The organism is Spongiibacter sp. UBA1325, assembly GCF_002306875.1.
Lineage (GTDB): Bacteria > Pseudomonadota > Gammaproteobacteria > Pseudomonadales > Spongiibacteraceae > Spongiibacter > Spongiibacter marinus.
The window spans coordinates 81,944-97,888 of the sequence record NZ_DBTD01000006.1; the positions used below are offsets into that span (position 1 = coordinate 81,944).

The 15,945-nt window shown below is 56.5% G+C and carries 16 protein-coding genes; 13 read left to right on the top strand and 3 right to left on the bottom strand.

The annotated features are described in order from the left end of the window. The 9 genes from B3K78_RS06140 to B3K78_RS06180 form a co-directional block, all read left to right on the top strand. A partial coding sequence (locus tag B3K78_RS06140; protein WP_286694740.1) for an acyl-CoA dehydrogenase occupies positions 1-1,209 on the top strand: 1,209 nt, incomplete at its 5' end. A gap of 10 nt (positions 1,210-1,219) precedes the next feature. Beyond that, complete coding sequence (locus B3K78_RS06145; protein WP_286694741.1) at positions 1,220-2,269, top strand: acyl-CoA dehydrogenase family protein; 1,050 nt, start codon at positions 1,220-1,222, stop codon at positions 2,267-2,269. Positions 2,270-2,313: 44 nt separating this feature from the next. Then, the gene (locus B3K78_RS06150; protein ID WP_286694742.1) at positions 2,314-3,462 is read left to right on the top strand and encodes an acetyl-CoA C-acetyltransferase; all 1,149 of its coding nucleotides are present in this window, start codon (positions 2,314-2,316) and stop codon (positions 3,460-3,462) included. Positions 3,463-3,659: 197 nt separating this feature from the next. Then, the gene (locus B3K78_RS06155; RefSeq protein ID WP_286694743.1) at positions 3,660-4,544 is read left to right on the top strand and encodes an SDR family oxidoreductase; all 885 of its coding nucleotides are present in this window, start codon (positions 3,660-3,662) and stop codon (positions 4,542-4,544) included. A gap of 35 nt (positions 4,545-4,579) precedes the next feature. Further along, a complete protein-coding gene (locus B3K78_RS06160; RefSeq protein ID WP_286694744.1) occupies positions 4,580-5,119 on the top strand; it encodes a YfaZ family outer membrane protein in 540 nt (179 codons plus the stop codon). A 34-nt stretch (positions 5,120-5,153) separates the two neighbouring features. Further along, positions 5,154-6,305, top strand: a complete 1,152-nt coding sequence (locus B3K78_RS06165; protein WP_286694745.1) for an acyl-CoA dehydrogenase family protein — start codon at positions 5,154-5,156, stop codon at positions 6,303-6,305. Between the two features lie 85 nt (positions 6,306-6,390). Next, positions 6,391-7,581 carry an acyl-CoA dehydrogenase family protein gene (locus tag B3K78_RS06170; RefSeq protein WP_286694746.1) on the top strand — a complete coding sequence of 397 codons (1,191 nt, stop codon included), beginning with the start codon at positions 6,391-6,393 and terminating at the stop codon, positions 7,579-7,581. 70 nt (positions 7,582-7,651) lie between these two features. Next, positions 7,652-8,440: an SDR family oxidoreductase gene (locus B3K78_RS06175; protein WP_286694747.1), complete on the top strand. Its 789-nt coding sequence runs from the start codon at positions 7,652-7,654 to the stop codon at positions 8,438-8,440. Positions 8,441-8,532: 92 nt separating this feature from the next. Then, positions 8,533-9,735 carry an acetyl-CoA C-acyltransferase gene (locus tag B3K78_RS06180; protein WP_286694748.1) on the top strand — a complete coding sequence of 401 codons (1,203 nt, stop codon included), beginning with the start codon at positions 8,533-8,535 and terminating at the stop codon, positions 9,733-9,735. Between the two features lie 81 nt (positions 9,736-9,816). Here B3K78_RS06180 and B3K78_RS06185 read toward each other — a convergent pair whose 3' ends face one another. From B3K78_RS06185 to B3K78_RS06195, 3 genes are all read right to left on the bottom strand, one after another. After that, a complete protein-coding gene (locus tag B3K78_RS06185; protein WP_204996888.1) occupies positions 9,817-10,197 on the bottom strand; it encodes a rhodanese-like domain-containing protein in 381 nt (126 codons plus the stop codon). A gap of 27 nt (positions 10,198-10,224) precedes the next feature. Then, entirely contained in the window at positions 10,225-10,878 is a 654-nt protein-coding gene (locus B3K78_RS06190; protein WP_204996889.1) for a peroxiredoxin, read from the bottom strand. 187 nt (positions 10,879-11,065) lie between these two features. Further along, positions 11,066-11,842: an EAL domain-containing protein gene (locus tag B3K78_RS06195; protein WP_286694749.1), complete on the bottom strand. Its 777-nt coding sequence runs from the start codon at positions 11,840-11,842 to the stop codon at positions 11,066-11,068. A gap of 297 nt (positions 11,843-12,139) precedes the next feature. Between B3K78_RS06195 and B3K78_RS06200 the strand changes: the two genes are divergently transcribed. From B3K78_RS06200 to B3K78_RS06215, 4 genes are all read left to right on the top strand, one after another. Next, positions 12,140-12,901 (top strand): SDR family NAD(P)-dependent oxidoreductase, encoded by a 762-nt coding sequence (locus tag B3K78_RS06200; RefSeq protein WP_286694750.1) that lies wholly within the window; start codon positions 12,140-12,142, stop codon positions 12,899-12,901. Positions 12,902-12,915: 14 nt separating this feature from the next. Beyond that, on the top strand, positions 12,916-14,067 hold the full coding sequence (locus B3K78_RS06205; protein WP_286694751.1) for an acyl-CoA dehydrogenase family protein: 1,152 nt from the start codon (positions 12,916-12,918) through the stop codon (positions 14,065-14,067). A 41-nt stretch (positions 14,068-14,108) separates the two neighbouring features. Next, entirely contained in the window at positions 14,109-15,287 is a 1,179-nt protein-coding gene (locus tag B3K78_RS06210; RefSeq protein WP_286694752.1) for a thiolase family protein, read from the top strand. Positions 15,288-15,649: 362 nt separating this feature from the next. Continuing rightward, a complete protein-coding gene (locus B3K78_RS06215; protein ID WP_286694753.1) occupies positions 15,650-15,940 on the top strand; it encodes a hypothetical protein in 291 nt (96 codons plus the stop codon). Positions 15,941-15,945: the final 5 nt, after the last annotated feature.

The window sequence follows — 15,945 nt, forward strand, 5'->3', positions numbered from 1 at the left end:
GCACCGCCCGCCGCTGAACCGAGACGAGAATCACCCATGAAACTCGAATACACCGCAGAGCACCAAGCCTTTCGCGAAGAAGTTCGCAGCTGGTTAAAGGCCAATGTTCCCGCCGAGCCCTTGAAGTCCTTCGACACCGAAGAAGGCTTCCAGCAGCACCGCGAGTGGGAGGCCAAATTGTACGAAGGCCGCTGGGGAATGATCACCTGGCCGGAAGAAATGGGTGGCCGTGGCGCCGACCTATTACAGTGGTTGATCTTTGAAGAAGAGTACTACGCGGCGTCTGCGCCACTGCGGGTAAACCAAAACGGCATTTTCCTGCTTGGCCCCACCCTGATGGAGTACGGCACCGAAGAGCAGAAAAAGCGCTTCCTCAATGGTATGGCCACCGGCAAAGATATTTGGTGTCAGGGTTGGTCTGAGCCGAATGCCGGTTCTGATATGGCCGCCATCCGCTCGCGAGCAGACCTTAGCGAAGACGGTAGCCACTACATTATCAACGGTCAAAAAACCTGGTCGACCCGCGCGGTATGGGCCGATTGGTGTTTTGGTATGTTCCGCACCGACCCCGAGTCAGAGCGCCATCGCGGCCTGACCTTTATTCTGGTGCCACTGGACAGCGAGGGCATTACCGTTCGTCCTATTCCGCAGTTGGACGGCTTGCCGGGCTTTGCTGAAATCTTCTTCGACAATGTCAAAGTGCCTGTCGACTGCCGTCTGGGCGGTGAAGGTGAGGGCTGGAGCGTGGCGATGGCCACCGCGGGTTTTGAACGCGGTTTGATGCTGCGCTCACCGGCGCGTTTCCAGGAAACAGCGAAACGCTTGGTAGAGCTCTACAAAGCTAATCAAGAAACGGCCGATGAAGATCCCAGCATTCGCGAAGCAGTGCTGCGCGCCTATATGGATGCCGAGGCGTACTGCCTGACGACCTACCAAACCGCCTGCCGTCTAATGCAGGGTGGAAAAATCGGTGCCGAGGCCTCGACCAATAAAATTTTCTGGTCTGAGCTCGACCAGCAAATGCACGCCACCGCGCTGAAAATTCTTGAAACCCGCGGCGAGCTGCTGCCCGAGTCGCCCGATGCCGGTGACGTTGGCCGCTGGTTAGACGGTTGGCTGTTTGCCCAGTCCGGGCCGATTTACGCCGGCACCAACGAGATTCAACGCAACATCATTGCAGAGCGTATGCTCGGCATGCCGCGCAAATAAGGAGACTGACATGGACTTTACCTTTAGCGAAGATCAGCTCTTGTTTCAGGAATCAGTGCGCGACTTTCTGGTGAATGAAATTACCCCCGACAAAATTCGTCAGTTGTGGGAAACCGATAGCGGTCGCAGCGATGAACTGTGGCAGCAATTGGCGGAGTTGGGCCTGACCGGGCTGACTGTTCCCGAAGACTTCGGCGGGCTGGGCATGAACGAACTGGACTTCGTCCTGCTGGCTCAGGAAGCCGGATACGTCGCCCTGTCTGAGCCGCTGGTGAATAGCGTGCTAGTGGCAACGCCGCTGCTTAGTGAATGTGGTAATAGCGCGATTGCGGAGCAGTGGTTGCCAAAAATCGCTTCGGGTGAGGCGCGTGCTGTGGTGGGCCTAGCGGTCAACAAGTTAGTGGAAGACGCCCACTGCGCCGACCTGCTGCTGCTGGAAAAAGACGGCGCGATCTATGCGGTAGAAGCCGCCAATGCCAGCCTGCGCGCCAACGAATCTGTCGACCCCGGTCGCAAATTGTTTGCTGTGGACTTCGACCCCGCGGCGGCGGTTTGCCTGGCCGACGGCGATACTGCTCAGGCGTTGATCAACAAAGCGTTGAATCGCGGCGCACTGGGTGTGGCCGCGCAGTCGCTGGGTCTGGCTCAACGAATGATTGATCTGTCGGTGCAATACACCAGCGAGCGCAAGCAGTTCGGCGTGGCCATTGGCAGCTTCCAGGCCGTTAAGCACCATATGGCGAATATCGCCTACAAACTGGAATACGCCAAAACACCGGTTTATCGCGCCGCCTATGACATTGCCAACGACACGCCGCGCGCAGAATTGTCGGTGAGCCACGCGAAACTGGCCGCCTGTGAAGTGGCCGACCTCGCGGCGAAAAACAGCATCCAGGTTCACGGTGCGATGGGCTACACCTGGGAAGTGGACCTGCACATCTTTATGAAGCGCGCCTGGGCATTTAACAGCAGTTATGGCACGGCGGGCTTCCATAAAAATCGCGTGGCCGCCGCACTGCTGGCCGATAACGCCGCACTCGGTGCCGGCGCAACTTTTTAATTGACGGTTATCGCCTGCTAAGCGGGCAATAAGAGGAAACTATCATGGTAGAAGCCTATATTGTCGATGCAGTGAGAAGCCCCACCGGGCGTCGCAAGGGCGGCTTGGCGCAGATCCACGGCGCCGACCTCGGCGCTCACGTGCTCAAAGCCATTGTTGAGCGCAACGGCATTCCCGATAACGAATACGACGATGTGATCTTCGGCTGCGTCGATACCATCGGCCCCTTGGCTGGTGACATCGCGCGCACGGCTTGGCTGGCAGCGGGTTTGTCGCAAGAGGTGCCGGGTACGACTATTGACCGTCAGTGTGGTTCCTCACAGCAGGCGGTTCACTTCGCGGCGCAGGCGGTAATGTCTGGCACGCAAGATGTGGTGATTGCCGGCGGCGTGCAAACCATGACCCAGATCCCCATTTCGTCGGCCATGACAGCCGCTGAGCCGCTGGGCTTTAAAGACCCGTTCTCCGGCTCTGAAGGCTGGGTTGCCCGTTACGGCGCTAAGCCGCCAACGCAATTCAACTCCGCGCAGATGATTGCCGACAAGTGGGAGCTGAGTCGTCGCGATCTGGAAGAGTACTCGCTGGAATCGCACCGCCGCGCATTGCAGGCGATTAAAGAAGGCCGCTTTGACCGTGAAGTGCTGCCCCTGGCTGGCGTTCAACACGATGAAACACCCCGCGAGACGAGCTTGGAAAAAATGGCCGAGCTGGATTACCTGTTCGGTTGCGACAAAGTCACTGCCGCGGTGTCCAGCCAAACCTGTGACGGCTCAAGCGCCTTGTTGGTGGTGAGCGAAGCGGCGCTCAAGCGTTATAACTTAACGCCGCGTGCACGTATTCACCATATGAGTGTGCGCGCAGACGATCCAATTTGGATGCTGACTGCGCCGATTCCCGCCACGGAGTATGCTCTGAAAAAAGCCGGCATGAGCCTGGCGGATATCGACGTTGTTGAAATCAACGAAGCCTTTGCCTCAGTCGTCATGGCGTGGCTTAAGGAAACCGGCTACGACCACGCTAAAACCAATATCAACGGCGGCGGCATCGCTCTGGGTCACCCACTGGGAGCGACCGGCACGCGCTTGATGACAACGCTGTTGCATGAGCTGGAGCGCAGCGGCGGTCGCTATGGTTTGCAGACCATGTGTGAGGGTGGTGGCCAGGCGAATGTCACCATCATCGAGCGTCTATAGCGGAACGCCATCTGCAAGCGGCTGGCGGCGTTGCCAAGCCTTTTTAAGACGGTCATTTACGGCTTTGTAAACTCCCGACTTAAAACGTCTCGGCGCCTAGCCAGCCACATGCAGCTGACGCTCTCAGTAGCGGTGGTCATTCCAATTTAAGCGCGCCGTGTGATCGGCGCAGAAGAAGAAACAAGAGAGGATCTGCAATGGGTATTTGTCAGGATCGTGTAGTGATTATCACCGGTGCCGGTGGTGGTTTGGGCGCGGCACACGCCAAGGTATTTGCCAGTGAAGGCGCCAAGGTGATCGTTAACGATATTAATCAAGACGCTGCGCAAAAAGTGGTTGACGAGATTACGGCCGCTGGCGGCACCGCGATTGTTAACACCTCAGATATCACCAACTACGACGATAGCCTCAATGCGGTAAAGCAGGCCATTGATACCTTTGGCGACCTGCATGTGGTGCTGAACAACGCGGGTATTAACCGCGACCGCATGTTCGCCTCAATGACCGAAGCCGATTGGGACGCCATTATGGCGGTTCACCTGAAGGGCCATTTCTGCATCACCTCCCATGCGGTTCACTACTGGCGCGGTCAGTCTAAAGAGGGCAAGGCCGTGGACGCACGCATTATCAACACCACCTCCGGCGCTGGCCTGCAAGGCTCTGTCGGTCAGTCGAACTACGCAGCGGCCAAGGCCGGTATTGCGGCGCTTACGCTTAACCAGGCCGCCGAGCTGGCGCGCTACGGCATTACCGCCAATGCGATTGCACCAGCGGCCCGCACGGGCATGACAACCGCTGTCGAATCCATGGCGCAGCGCATGGCCAAGCCGGAAGATGGCAGCTTTGACTATTGGGCACCGGAAAACGTGTCGTCATTGTTGGTGTGGTTGGCGAGCGCGGAAGCAGCCTCAGTGAGCGGCAAAGTATTTGAAGCCGAGGGCGGCAAAATTTCCATTGCCGATGGCTGGCGTAAAGGCCCTGAGGTCGATAAAGGCGATCGCTGGGCACCAGCGGAAGTTGGCCAGGCTGTCGAGAAGCTATTGGCAGAGGCAGTTCCCGCGCAGAAAGTGTATGGTAGCTGATTTTCTAGGACATCAATCCACGGAGAATCAACACCATGAAATCACCGCTACTCGCTGCCGTACTGCTTGCCACCACTGCGCATAGCGCTATGGCGGGAGGCGTTGCCTTCCGCTTTGGCGACGAAAGCTTTGGGGCGTCGATTGCCGGCGACATCGGCCCCGAAACCAGTGCGCAGTTCGACTGGTTGCACCACGAAGACGATGCAGACCTGCTGTCTGCCGGCCTGTATGCCAACGGCCGTCGCGGCGCCTTAACCGGCCGCGTGGGTGCCAAAGCAGTGACGCTGACGGCCGACGACAGCGGTTTCGATGGTGGCGTTATGGCCTTTGGCGGTGATCTGAGTCTGCCACTGAACGACGTACTACGTTTGCGCGGCGGTATTTACTACGGCCCTGAAGCCACTGGTTTTAGCGACGTGGACGGCTACAGCGAATGGTCGCTTAGTGCTGAAATATCAATCTTTCAAAACTCAGCAATTCAGCTGGGATTTGGTGACATCGAATTCGACGCCGAGAAGGGCGGTGAATTCGACTTTGAAGACGGTCCCTTTGTGCGCTTGCAGCTGCGGCTGTAAGGTCACGGGGTCTCCGTCGTGAACTGGAGTCTGTATGGATTTTGCGTTTACCGACGAACAGCAAATGATCCGCGATACGGCGGAGGCCTTTCTTAAAGATACATCCACCAGCGAAGCGGTGCGCACCGCAATGGTGTCTGAGCTGGGTTACGATGCCGAGCTATGGCAGCGCCTGTGTGGTGAGATGTACTGGCAAGCCATTCATATTCCCGAGGCCTACGGTGGTCTCGGGCTTTCCTATATTGAGCTGATCGCCATTGTTGAACAAATGGGCCGCTACCTGCTGTGCGCGCCGTATTTCTCAACCGTGTGCCTGGCCACCAATGCACTGTTGTGTGCGGGTTCCGAAGAGCAAAAGGCCGAGCACCTGGGCGCGATTTGCGAAGGCAAAACTGCCACGCTGGCGTGGAGTAATACTGGCGGCTGGACAGCCGACTCGGTCAGCGCTAGCGCGTGCAAGGACGGCGACGATTATCTGCTAAACGGTGACTACCGCTATGTTATCGACGGCGCCAGTGCCGAATTGCTGATTCTTGCGGCTAAAGAAGAAGGTAACGATGCGGTGCAGCTGTTCGCTGTGGATGCCACAGCGGCCGGTATTGAACGCCAAGCACTACCGACCATGGACCAGACGCGTCGCCAGGCAGCCATACAACTTAAAGACCTGCGCGTGCCTGCCGGTGCCAAGCTGACGTGTGAGTCAGACGATGGGGCCGATGCACTGAATAAAACTCTGCAACTGGCCACTGTTGCGCTGGCAGCAGAGCAAGCGGGCGGCATGCAGCAATTGCTGTCTTCAGCGGTGGAGTACACCCAAGAGCGCAAGCAATTTAATCGCCCGATTGCTAGCTTCCAGTCTATTAAGCACAAAGCGGCCGACATGATGATGCGCAACGAAGTAGCGCGCTCATCCATTTACTACGCAGCCTGTGTTGCCGACGAAGCCCTCAACGGTGGCGAGCTTAGCGCCGAACTCCCCGAAGCCGCCAGTATCGCCAAGGCCTGGTGCTCCGAGGCGTATTTCAAAAATGCTGGCGAAGCCATGCAGATGCACGGCGGTGTGGGCTTCACCTGGGAATACGACGTTCACCTGTATTTCAAACGCGCCAAAGCCAGCGAACACCTGCTGGGTAACAGCGATCAACACCGCGAAAATATTGCCTCCCTGCTGCTCGACGGCGAATAGCCACAAAGTAATAAGCAGCCATTGGCAGGCAAATAGATCGCGCGACGATCTGCGTGTGCAACGAATACGCTAAGCGAGAGCAAGTATGAAATTACAATTCAGCGAAAAAGACGAAGCCTTCCGCAAAGAGATTGCGGGCTGGTTGGCCGACAATCTTACCGGTGAGTTTGCCCAGCTCAAATTTCGCGGTGGCCCCGGCGACGAACATATGTTCCCCGAGGAGCGCAAACGCTGGGAGCAAAAACTGGCCGAAGGCGGTTGGACCTGTGTGGGTTGGCCAACGGAATACGGCGGCCGTGGTTTGTCGATCGAGCAGCAAGTTATTTTTTATGAAGAATACGCCCGCGCTGGTGCGCCCGGTCGTATGGGCCATATCGGCGACGGCCTTACCGGACCAACACTAATTGCCTTTGGCAGCGAGGCACAAAAAGCCAAGTATCTGCCGGGTATTCTGGCGGGTACCGAATTCTGGTGTCAGGGCTATTCCGAGCCGGGAGCAGGCTCAGACCTGGCCAATGTAAAAACCAAGGCCCGCTTTGACGAGGCGAAAGGCAAGTGGGTAATCAATGGCCAGAAGGTCTGGACCTCACTGGCCCACGAGTCGGAATACTGCTTTGTTATCGCCCGCACCGACCCTGATTCAAAAGCGCATAAAGGGCTGGGTTTCTTCCTGGTAAAAATGGATCAACCCGGTGTGACGGTGCGCCCCATCGAGCAAATTACCGGCACATCAGAGTTTAACGAAGTGTTCTTTGACGACGCCGAGTGCGATGCCGATGACATTGTTGGCGAACCCGGCGACGGCTGGAAAGTGGCGATGGGCTTGCTCGGTTTTGAGCGCGGCGTGTCCACACTCGGTCAGCAAATGGCCTTCCAGAATGAGCTTAACGAGGTGGTAAAACTGGCCCGTGAAAACGGCGCGGCTAACGACCCTCAGATCCGCCAGCGAATTGCCCAGGCTCACATTGGCCTGAAAATCATGCGCTACAACAGCATGCGTATGCTGTCTGGCGACAAGGGTGACGGCAGCCTGCAAAAAGAGGCGTTGATCTACAAACTATACTGGGCGAGCTGGCACCGCGACCTCGGTGAGCTGGCGGTGGATATTATGGGGCCGGAGGCGACGATTTTGCCGGAGGCGCCCTACGAGCTAAACCGTCTGCAGTCGCTATTCCTGTTTACCCGCTCAGATACCATTTACGGCGGCACCAACCAGATTCAGCGCAATATTATTGCCGAGCGCGGCTTGGGAATGCCCAAAGAACCCAAGTGGTAAAGCCGTAACAAACAACCACAACGACAGTTAAAAACGCGCCGCGCTGATCGGCGCGCAATGGAGCGATAGAATGAGTGTGAAGATTCCAGAATACGTGGCAGGCCACGGCCTGCTCAAGGGCAAGTCGGTATTGATTACCGCCGCGGCAGGTGCCGGCATTGGCTTTGCGGCGGCTAAGCGCGCCGTGGAAGAGGGCTGTCGCAGCATCGTGATCAGCGACATTCACGAAGGCCGCCTGAACGACGCCGTGGAGCGTTTAAAAAGCGAAACGGGCTTGGAGCAAGTTGCTGGTAAAGTCTGCAATGTTGCCGTCGAGGACGACGTACAGGCGCTGATTGGTTTTGCTGAAGAGTTCTGCGGTGGCGTGGACGTATTGATTAACAACGCGGGTCTTGGCACCACCAAGTCATTGATCGACATGGAAGACGCCGAGTGGGACAAGGTCATCGACGTTACCCTAAATGGCACTATGCGCATGACTCGCCAGATGATGCGCACCATGAAGGGTCGCGGTGCTGGCGTGATCGTTAACAATGCCTCGGTACTGGGCTGGCGCGCGCAAAAAGAGCAGTCTCACTATGCCGCTGCCAAGGCGGGTGTTATGGCACTGACGCGTTGCGCGGCGCTGGAAGCAGCCGATTTTGGCGTTCGTATTAACGCCGTGTCGCCGTCGCTGGCAGTTCACCCGATGCTGAAGAAATCAGCGCCAGAAGAATTGCTGGCCGAACTGGAAGGCCGCGAAGCCTTCGGGCGCGGCGCCGAGGTGTGGGAAGTGGCTAACGTCATGATGTTTTTGGCGTCAGATTATTCCAGCTACCTGACCGGAGAAATCATCAGCTGCTCTTCGCAACGGGCCTAAGGCGCGTTAGGCTATCGCAGCCAGCACAGAGCTAATAGAATTCAATCCCGGCGTCGCACGGACATGCGGCGCCTAAGCGAACGAGGTTCAACATGAAAGAAGCCGTCATCGTCTCTACCGCCCGTACCGGCATGGGTAAATCCTTTCGCGGTGCCCTGAACGACACCGAAGCCCCGGCAATGGGTGGTCACGCGGTAAAAGCCGCGGTGGAAAAAGCGGGTATCGACCCCGCATCGGTTGAAGATGTGATCATGGGTACCGCTGCACAGCAGGGCACACAGGGCTACAACCTGGGCCGTCTGTGTAGCGTTGCCGCGGGTTTGCCTGACACCACGGCGGGCATGACTATCGACCGCCAGTGCAGCTCTGGTTTGATGACCATCGCCTGGGCCGCGAAGTCGATTATGTGTGACGAAATGGACGTTGCCGTTGCCGGTGGCCTGGAGTCGATTTCGCTGGTGCAAACCAAGCACAAGAACACCTACCGCAACGTTTCAAAAACGGTGACGGAAATCGATCCCACGGCGTATATTCCGATGATCGAAACCGCAGAGATTGTTTCCGAGCGCTATGGCATCAGCCGTGAAGCGCAGGATGAATACGCGCTGCAAAGCCAGATGCGTGTTGCGGCGGCGCAGGAAGCCGGTTTGTTTAACGACGAGATCGTGCCCTTTGCGACGCGCATGTCAGTGTTTAACAAAGAAACCAAAGAAGTTACTTACAAAGACGTGGTGCTGGATCGCGACGAGTGCAATCGCCCCTCCACCACACTGGAAAGCCTGCAAGGTCTGGCGCCGGTTTGGAAAGACGGCCAGTGGGTGAAAGAAGGTCGCTTCATTACTGCCGGGAATGCCTCGCAGTTGTCAGACGGCGCCTCAGCCAGCGTATTGATGGAAGCCAAGCGCGCCGAGCAATTGGGCCTGGCACCTCTGGGCGCTTACCGCGGTATGGCTGTTGCCGGCTGCAAGGCCGACGAAATGGGCATTGGTCCCGTGTTTGCGATTCCCAAGCTGCTTAAGCGTCAGGGTTTGAAAGTCGACGATATCGGCATCTGGGAGCTGAACGAAGCCTTCGCCTGTCAGGTAATTTACTGCCGCGACCAGTTGGGTATCGACAACAACAAATTGAACGTGAATGGCGGCGGTATCTCTATTGGCCACCCCTTCGGTATGAGTGGTGCGCGTCTGGTGGGCCACGCCTTGCTGGAAGCCAAGCGTCGCGGTGAAAAATACGCCGTGGTGACCATGTGTATCGGTGGCGGTATGGGCGCTGCAGCGCTGTTTGAAGTGTTCTAAGAAATTATAAAAAAAGCCAAAACTGGCAGGAAGTAAAAACCGCTATGGTGAGAGCCATAGCGGTTTTTTTATATCAGCGACTTATTCAAAATCCGGCAGGTTTGGCGTGACCACCGCTTGGTCGGCCGCTTGCCAGGCTTCGATACCGCCAGCAAGCGAGACCACCTGCTGATAGCCCATTTCCTTCATTGCTGCGGCTGCCAGCGCTGAGCGGCCACTACTTTTACAATAGAGCACCACTTTCTGCATGCGGTCAGCCAGGGCCTCCTCGCTGCTGAGTTTAAACTCCAGCACACCGCGTGGAATATTGATTGCGCCCTCAATATGCCCGGCGTGAAACTCATCTTCCTCACGCACGTCTATTAAGTAGTCAGCATCGGCTATCGCCTGCTTGGCCTCGTCGACATTAACTTCCTGAATGTGGCCTTTTGCCTCTTCAACCATATCGTGAACGGTTTTCATGGTTTCTCCCTTACATGTGGCCGCGTTTTACAAAGACTTGGTACAGAAGTAGAAGTCTGTGCAGTCATAGTCGTTGGACGCCATGCGGGCATTTACATCAGCGGCGGTTTTGGCAGGTGGAACAATCACCTTGTCGCCTTTTTTCCAGCCTTCGGGGGTGGCTACGCCGTGTTCTTCACTGGTTTGCAGTGCTTCCAATAGGCGCAAAAACTCGGGAATTGAGCGGCCGTTACTCATTGGGTAGTACACCATTGCACGCAGCACGCCGTTGGGGTCGATGATAAAGGTCGCGCGTACTGCCGAGGTATCGCCCGCACCCGGATGGATCATGCCGTAGGCTTTGGCAACGTCCATCTTCAGGTCTTCGATAATCGGGAAGGGAATTTCCACACCGAAGTTCTGCTGAATATTACGCATCCAGGCAATGTGGGAGTGAATACTGTCGATCGATAGACCGAGTAATTCACAGTTGAGTGCGGCAAAGTCGGGGGCCGCTTTGGCAAAGGCGATAAATTCCGTTGTGCACACCGGGGTAAAGTCGGCGGGGTGGGAAAACAGCACCAGCCATTTACCGCGGTAATCGCTCAACTGCTTTTGGCCGTCGGTCGTCAGGGCATTAAAGTCGGGAGCAGGTTCGTTGATCCGTGGTAGTCCGGCCACGGGCTGTTGGGTGTCTTCCATCGCAATAGGCTCCGGTAGTGGAAAGTGAGTCTCTAACGTAGCGTCTCAGCTTAATAACTTCAAGGAATATGGTTATTCTATTTTGGAATATATGATTTTACATTTACTGAGGTCGTGCCGGTGGGGGCGGCCAAATCAACACTAAGGACAGTATTTGTGCAGGGGGAATACCAGCGAGCTGGCCGGGTCAGCGCTTGCTGAGCTGGGAGTCCAGGAGTTGTCGCGCGGCCTCGAGGGTCAGGCCTTCGCCAAAGTAGCGGCCTTGTACAACGCGGGCACCCTGCGCGGCGGCGGCGTCCAGGCAGTGTCGGTTGCCAATGCCATCCACCACGCAACGCCATTGCTGGCTTGTGGCCGCGTCAACGAGTTTGCGTAAGTTGTCGGAGGCTTTGGTGCTGGTGGTCAGCCGTTGGCCGAGGCCCGGAGGTGTCACCACTTCGTGAATAACATCCCTGCTTACTTTGCTCAGGGTGTTTGGGTCTTGATAGAAATCCCGAATCGATATTTTAAAACCAAAGTCGATGAGTCGGCCAAGTGTTGGCAAGTGGTTGTAGAAGTCGTCGAACAAGGTGGGGGGCAATTGCAGAGTGATGTCCCGTGCTGAGGCACCGCTGTCGTGAAATATCTGTGTCACAGCATTAAAAAAGCCCTCGCTGGCCAGCTCGCTGGGCCGCAGGGTGATGCTCAAGGGAAAGTGATGGCCCATACGCTGCAGCTCGGCATGGGCTTTGAGCGCGCGCAGCAAATAGTAGAGGAAAAAGCCAATACGCTTATTGTGGCGATCAAGAATGCCCAATATGGCTGACTTGGTTAAGGTCTCGTAGCCATCTTTTGCCCAAACCAGATTGGTGTCCATGCCGGTGACCACGCCCTTACTGAGGTCAACCTGGGGAGAGAAGCGCAATTCGAACTCGTGCTTGTCTACCCCGTTAATAATGTCATCAATGCTGATGTCGGTGTTCATCGGTGGCCGGGCTCTCCGTTTGCCAATGGAGCAAAACCGAGGCTGAACAGGCGCCACTACTGCTATGCCAATGCTAAGCCGAACGGGTTAATACACATAAAGTATATATGGGTATTAGTATATTGCCTAACGCTTCCCGTTTGTTGAAAGGCCTAAGCTGCATTTTTTAACAAATTTCCTGCCGCAATATGTCATGGCTTGCCGCTGGGGGCTGGGCGACACTGCTGTCACTGAAAATTGGCCGTCAGCGGTGGTGCTGTATGCGGCCAGCATAACGAGAGAGCAAAGAGGAAAATCATGGAGTTTAACGGCGTTGCAGCAGTAGTGACCGGCGGGGCATCGGGTTTGGGCGAGGGGGCCGCACGTGCCCTGGCAGCAGAGGGATGCAAGGTCGCCATTTTTGACCTGCAGGAAGAGCGCGGTCGCCAGGTTGCCGATGAGCTTGGCGGTATTTTCGTGCGCTGCGATGTGTCGTCTTCAGAAAGTGCTGAGGCCGCTTTTGCCGCCGCGCGCGAGGCCCACGGCCCCTGCGGTATTGCCGTGAACTGTGCAGGCATTGCGCCGGGTTCACGCATTCTGGGTAAGAGTGGCCCCATGCCGCTGGAAAATTTTGACAAGGTGATTCAGGTAAATTTGGTCGGCAGCTTTAACGTTATGCGCTTGGCAGCAGCAGATATGGCCAGTCGCGAGCCCAATGCCGACGGTGAGCGCGGCGCAATCGTCAATACCGCCTCAGTGGCAGCGTTTGAAGGCCAGATCGGTCAGGTTGCCTACAGCGCCTCCAAAGGCGGTGTTGTGGCCATGACTCTGCAAGCCGCCCGTGAATTGGCACGCGAGGGCATTCGTGTAAACACCATCGCACCGGGTTTGTTTATGACGCCGATGATGGCGGGCTTCACCCAAGAGGTGCAAGACAGCCTCGCCGCCACACTGCCGTTCCCCCAGCGCCTTGGGCAGCCAAAGGAATACGGCATGTTGGTTGAGCAGATCGTTAAAAACCCCATTCTCAACGGTGAAACCATTCGCCTGGACTGCGCGCTGCGCATGGCCCCGCGTTAATTCGGAGAAGCGCAATGACAAACGAGGTAAATCGCGAAGAACTGGCTATGTTTGCCGACATGCTCGGCAAAGTACTGGAAGCCGAAGTAGCGCCCCATTACGAGCGCTGGGACGAAGCGGGCATTGTACCCCGCGAGCTCTGGAACACCCTGGGTGAAGCTGGCCTGCTATGCGTCGATGTAGAGGAAGACTGCGGCGGTTGTGGCGTTCCCTTTGAATACTCAACACTGGTTGCCAGCGAAATTGCGCGCATGGGCTACGGTGCCTTGGCCACCAACGTGATGGTGCACTCAGATATTGTTGCACCGTATATCAGCCACCTTGCCAACGAGGAGCAGAAGCAATACTGGCTGCCGAAAATGGTCAGCGGGGAAGTGGTCGGCGCCATTGCCATGACCGAGCCGGGGGCGGGTAGTGACCTGCAAGCCATGCGCACCACCGCTAAAAAAGACGGTGACGACTATATTCTCAATGGCTCCAAAACCTTTATCACCAACGGCCAGCACGCCGGCATGGTCATTGTGGCCGCGAAAACTGACCCCACGGCCGGTGCCCGAGGCATTAGCCTGTTCCTGGTCGATACCTCCTTGCCGGGCTTCGAGCGCGGCCGAAACCTCAGTAAGATCGGCCAGCACTGTGGCGATACCTCAGAGCTGTTCTTTGAAGACTGCCGCGTACCCGCCGCGGCGCTGCTGGGGGAAGAGGGAAAGGGTTTTGCCTATCTGATGCAAGAGCTACCGCGCGAGCGCCTGGTGATTGGCGTGATCGCCTGCGGGGCGGCGCGCGGTGTGCTGGACTTAACCATCGAATACGCCAAAGAGCGCGAGCTGTTCGGGCAAACGCTCAGCCAACTGCAAAACACCCGTTTTCGCATTGCCGAAATGGAAAGCGATGCCCAGGTGAACGCGGCGTTTGTCGAGCAGTGCATACAGCAATACAAGCGCGGTGAACTGGATGCCGCCACCGCCTCTATGGCCAAATACAGCGCAACGGAAATGCAGTGCCGGGTTGCCGATGGTTGCTTGCAGTTGTTTGGTGGCTACGGTTACACCACGGAATACCCGGTATCCCGCGCCTTTACCGATGCCCGCGTACAACGAATATACGGCGGTACTTCAGAGGTAATGAAAGAAGTGATCGCGCGCTCTCTGCTAGGGCGAGGCTAATAGCCCACCCATGCTAAACGCACACGAATAGGAAACCAATTATGACAGATAACGTTGTTATTCTCGGTGCCGCGCGCACCGCTATGGGCGGCCTAATGGGAAGCTTGAGCAGTGTTGCCTCGCCGACGTTGGGCGCGGCGTGTATCGCCGAAGCCGTGTCGCGAGCAGGCCTGGACGCATCTGCTGTGGAAGAGGTGATTATGGGCTGCGTGTTGCCCGCTGGCCTGGGCCAGGCACCTGCCAGACAAGCCTCGCGGGCGGCCGGCCTGCCTGACGCCACGCCCTGTACCACTGTTAACAAAATGTGCGGCTCCGGCATGCAAGCCGTCATCGCCGCACACGACTCCATCAAAGCGGGCAGCAACGGCATTATGGTTGCTGGCGGTATGGAAAACATGAGTCAGGCTCCCTACCTGTTACCCAAAGCGCGTGGCGGTATGCGCATGGGTCACGGCGAAGTGATCGATTCCATGTTGTTCGACGGCCTGCAAGACGCCTACGAGGGCGGCTTAATGGGGGTGTTTGCCCAGCGTAGCGCTGACGACTACAACATCAGCCGCGAAACCATGGACGACTTTGCCATCGCTTCGCTAAGCAAAGCCGTGGCAGCAATGGAAAGCGGCGCCTTCAACGATGAAATTGTGCCGGTCACCGTTTCCGGTCGTGGTGGCGACACGGTCGTCGATGCCGACGAACAACCGCCCAAAGCGAAGCCTGAAAAAATCCCTAGCCTGAAACCCGCCTTCGCGAAAGACGGCACCGTAACGGCGGCAAACTCCAGCTCCATTAGCGATGGGGCCTCCGCATTGGTGTTGGCATCGGAAAGCGCGGCGGCAAAAGCCGGGGCAACACCCATTGCGCGGATCGTCGCCCACGCCAGTCATGCCCAATTACCGGCAGAATTTACCCTGGCCCCCATCGGGGCGATCAATAAGGTGTTGGAAAAAGCCGGTTGGAATCTCGACGACGTTGACCTGTTTGAAATTAACGAAGCCTTTGCCGTGGTCACGCTGCTGGCTATTCAAGAGCTGGGTTTAGATGCCGACAAGGTCAACATACACGGCGGCGCCTGTGCACTGGGCCATCCTATCGGCTCCTCCGGCTCACGGATAATCGTTACCCTTATCAACGCGCTGAAACAGCGCGGCCTAAAGCGCGGCATCGCCTCATTGTGTATCGGTGGTGGTGAGGGCACGGCAGTCGCGATAGAACTGCTGTAACCGCAAACCCCACCAACGCAGTACACCCCCACAAGGCCTCTTATCATGAGGCCTTTTTATTGCCTACAAAAAAGCGGAACGTCGCGCCTTCCGCGTTGAGTCATAATCCCGTATATTTTACTTAGCGGGCAAGCTTGCTCGTTTTTCCAGCAAGGAATGCGCGTTAATCCTGAGCGATTTTCAAAAACGTGCCGCAAAACAGCCACATAAGGATATATGGGCACTATCTATGAGACCCCGCCTTCAAGATTTACACGCATGCGCGTTATCCCTGTCGCGTATTTTCAGATACAGCGCTGTTTTTCAATTAATTCAAACTCTTATGGTAATTTTCGCCAAAGTAGCGCGTGGGCAAACCGAGCGTGCGCGATATACAAATGTTATGTGATTTAAAGGTTATGGAGATATTTGAAGTATTCATGCTTATCTATTTGCCTTGTGGCACTTTTCTTCTCAATAAGTGGCGTGGTGCAATGGATAGCAAAAATACTTTGTCAAAAGTGGCATACGGGCTCGTATCCTTAATTATGGCCGGGGCGCCTTTTATTTATATTCAGAGCTTTGCCGCCAATTACACCGCCTTGGCCGTTGTTCTAGTTGGCATCGGTTTTTTCTGGTTTGCTATCGTAGGTGCGCGCAGTGCAATCACATAACAAGG

Coding starts and splice junctions, on each gene's coding strand:
- B3K78_RS06175 (WP_286694747.1), top strand. CDS start 7,652: ATGAGTGTGAAGATTCCAGAATACGTGGCAGGCCACGGCCTGCTCAAG.
- B3K78_RS06200 (WP_286694750.1), top strand. CDS start 12,140: ATGGAGTTTAACGGCGTTGCAGCAGTAGTGACCGGCGGGGCATCGGGT.
- B3K78_RS06145 (WP_286694741.1), top strand. CDS start 1,220: ATGGACTTTACCTTTAGCGAAGATCAGCTCTTGTTTCAGGAATCAGTG.
- B3K78_RS06195 (WP_286694749.1), bottom strand. CDS start 11,842: ATGAACACCGACATCAGCATTGATGACATTATTAACGGGGTAGACAAG.
- B3K78_RS06160 (WP_286694744.1), top strand. CDS start 4,580: ATGAAATCACCGCTACTCGCTGCCGTACTGCTTGCCACCACTGCGCAT.
- B3K78_RS06185 (WP_204996888.1), bottom strand. CDS start 10,197: ATGAAAACCGTTCACGATATGGTTGAAGAGGCAAAAGGCCACATTCAG.
- B3K78_RS06190 (WP_204996889.1), bottom strand. CDS start 10,878: ATGGAAGACACCCAACAGCCCGTGGCCGGACTACCACGGATCAACGAA.
- B3K78_RS06150 (WP_286694742.1), top strand. CDS start 2,314: ATGGTAGAAGCCTATATTGTCGATGCAGTGAGAAGCCCCACCGGGCGT.
- B3K78_RS06180 (WP_286694748.1), top strand. CDS start 8,533: ATGAAAGAAGCCGTCATCGTCTCTACCGCCCGTACCGGCATGGGTAAA.
- B3K78_RS06170 (WP_286694746.1), top strand. CDS start 6,391: ATGAAATTACAATTCAGCGAAAAAGACGAAGCCTTCCGCAAAGAGATT.
- B3K78_RS06205 (WP_286694751.1), top strand. CDS start 12,916: ATGACAAACGAGGTAAATCGCGAAGAACTGGCTATGTTTGCCGACATG.
- B3K78_RS06165 (WP_286694745.1), top strand. CDS start 5,154: ATGGATTTTGCGTTTACCGACGAACAGCAAATGATCCGCGATACGGCG.
- B3K78_RS06155 (WP_286694743.1), top strand. CDS start 3,660: ATGGGTATTTGTCAGGATCGTGTAGTGATTATCACCGGTGCCGGTGGT.
- B3K78_RS06210 (WP_286694752.1), top strand. CDS start 14,109: ATGACAGATAACGTTGTTATTCTCGGTGCCGCGCGCACCGCTATGGGC.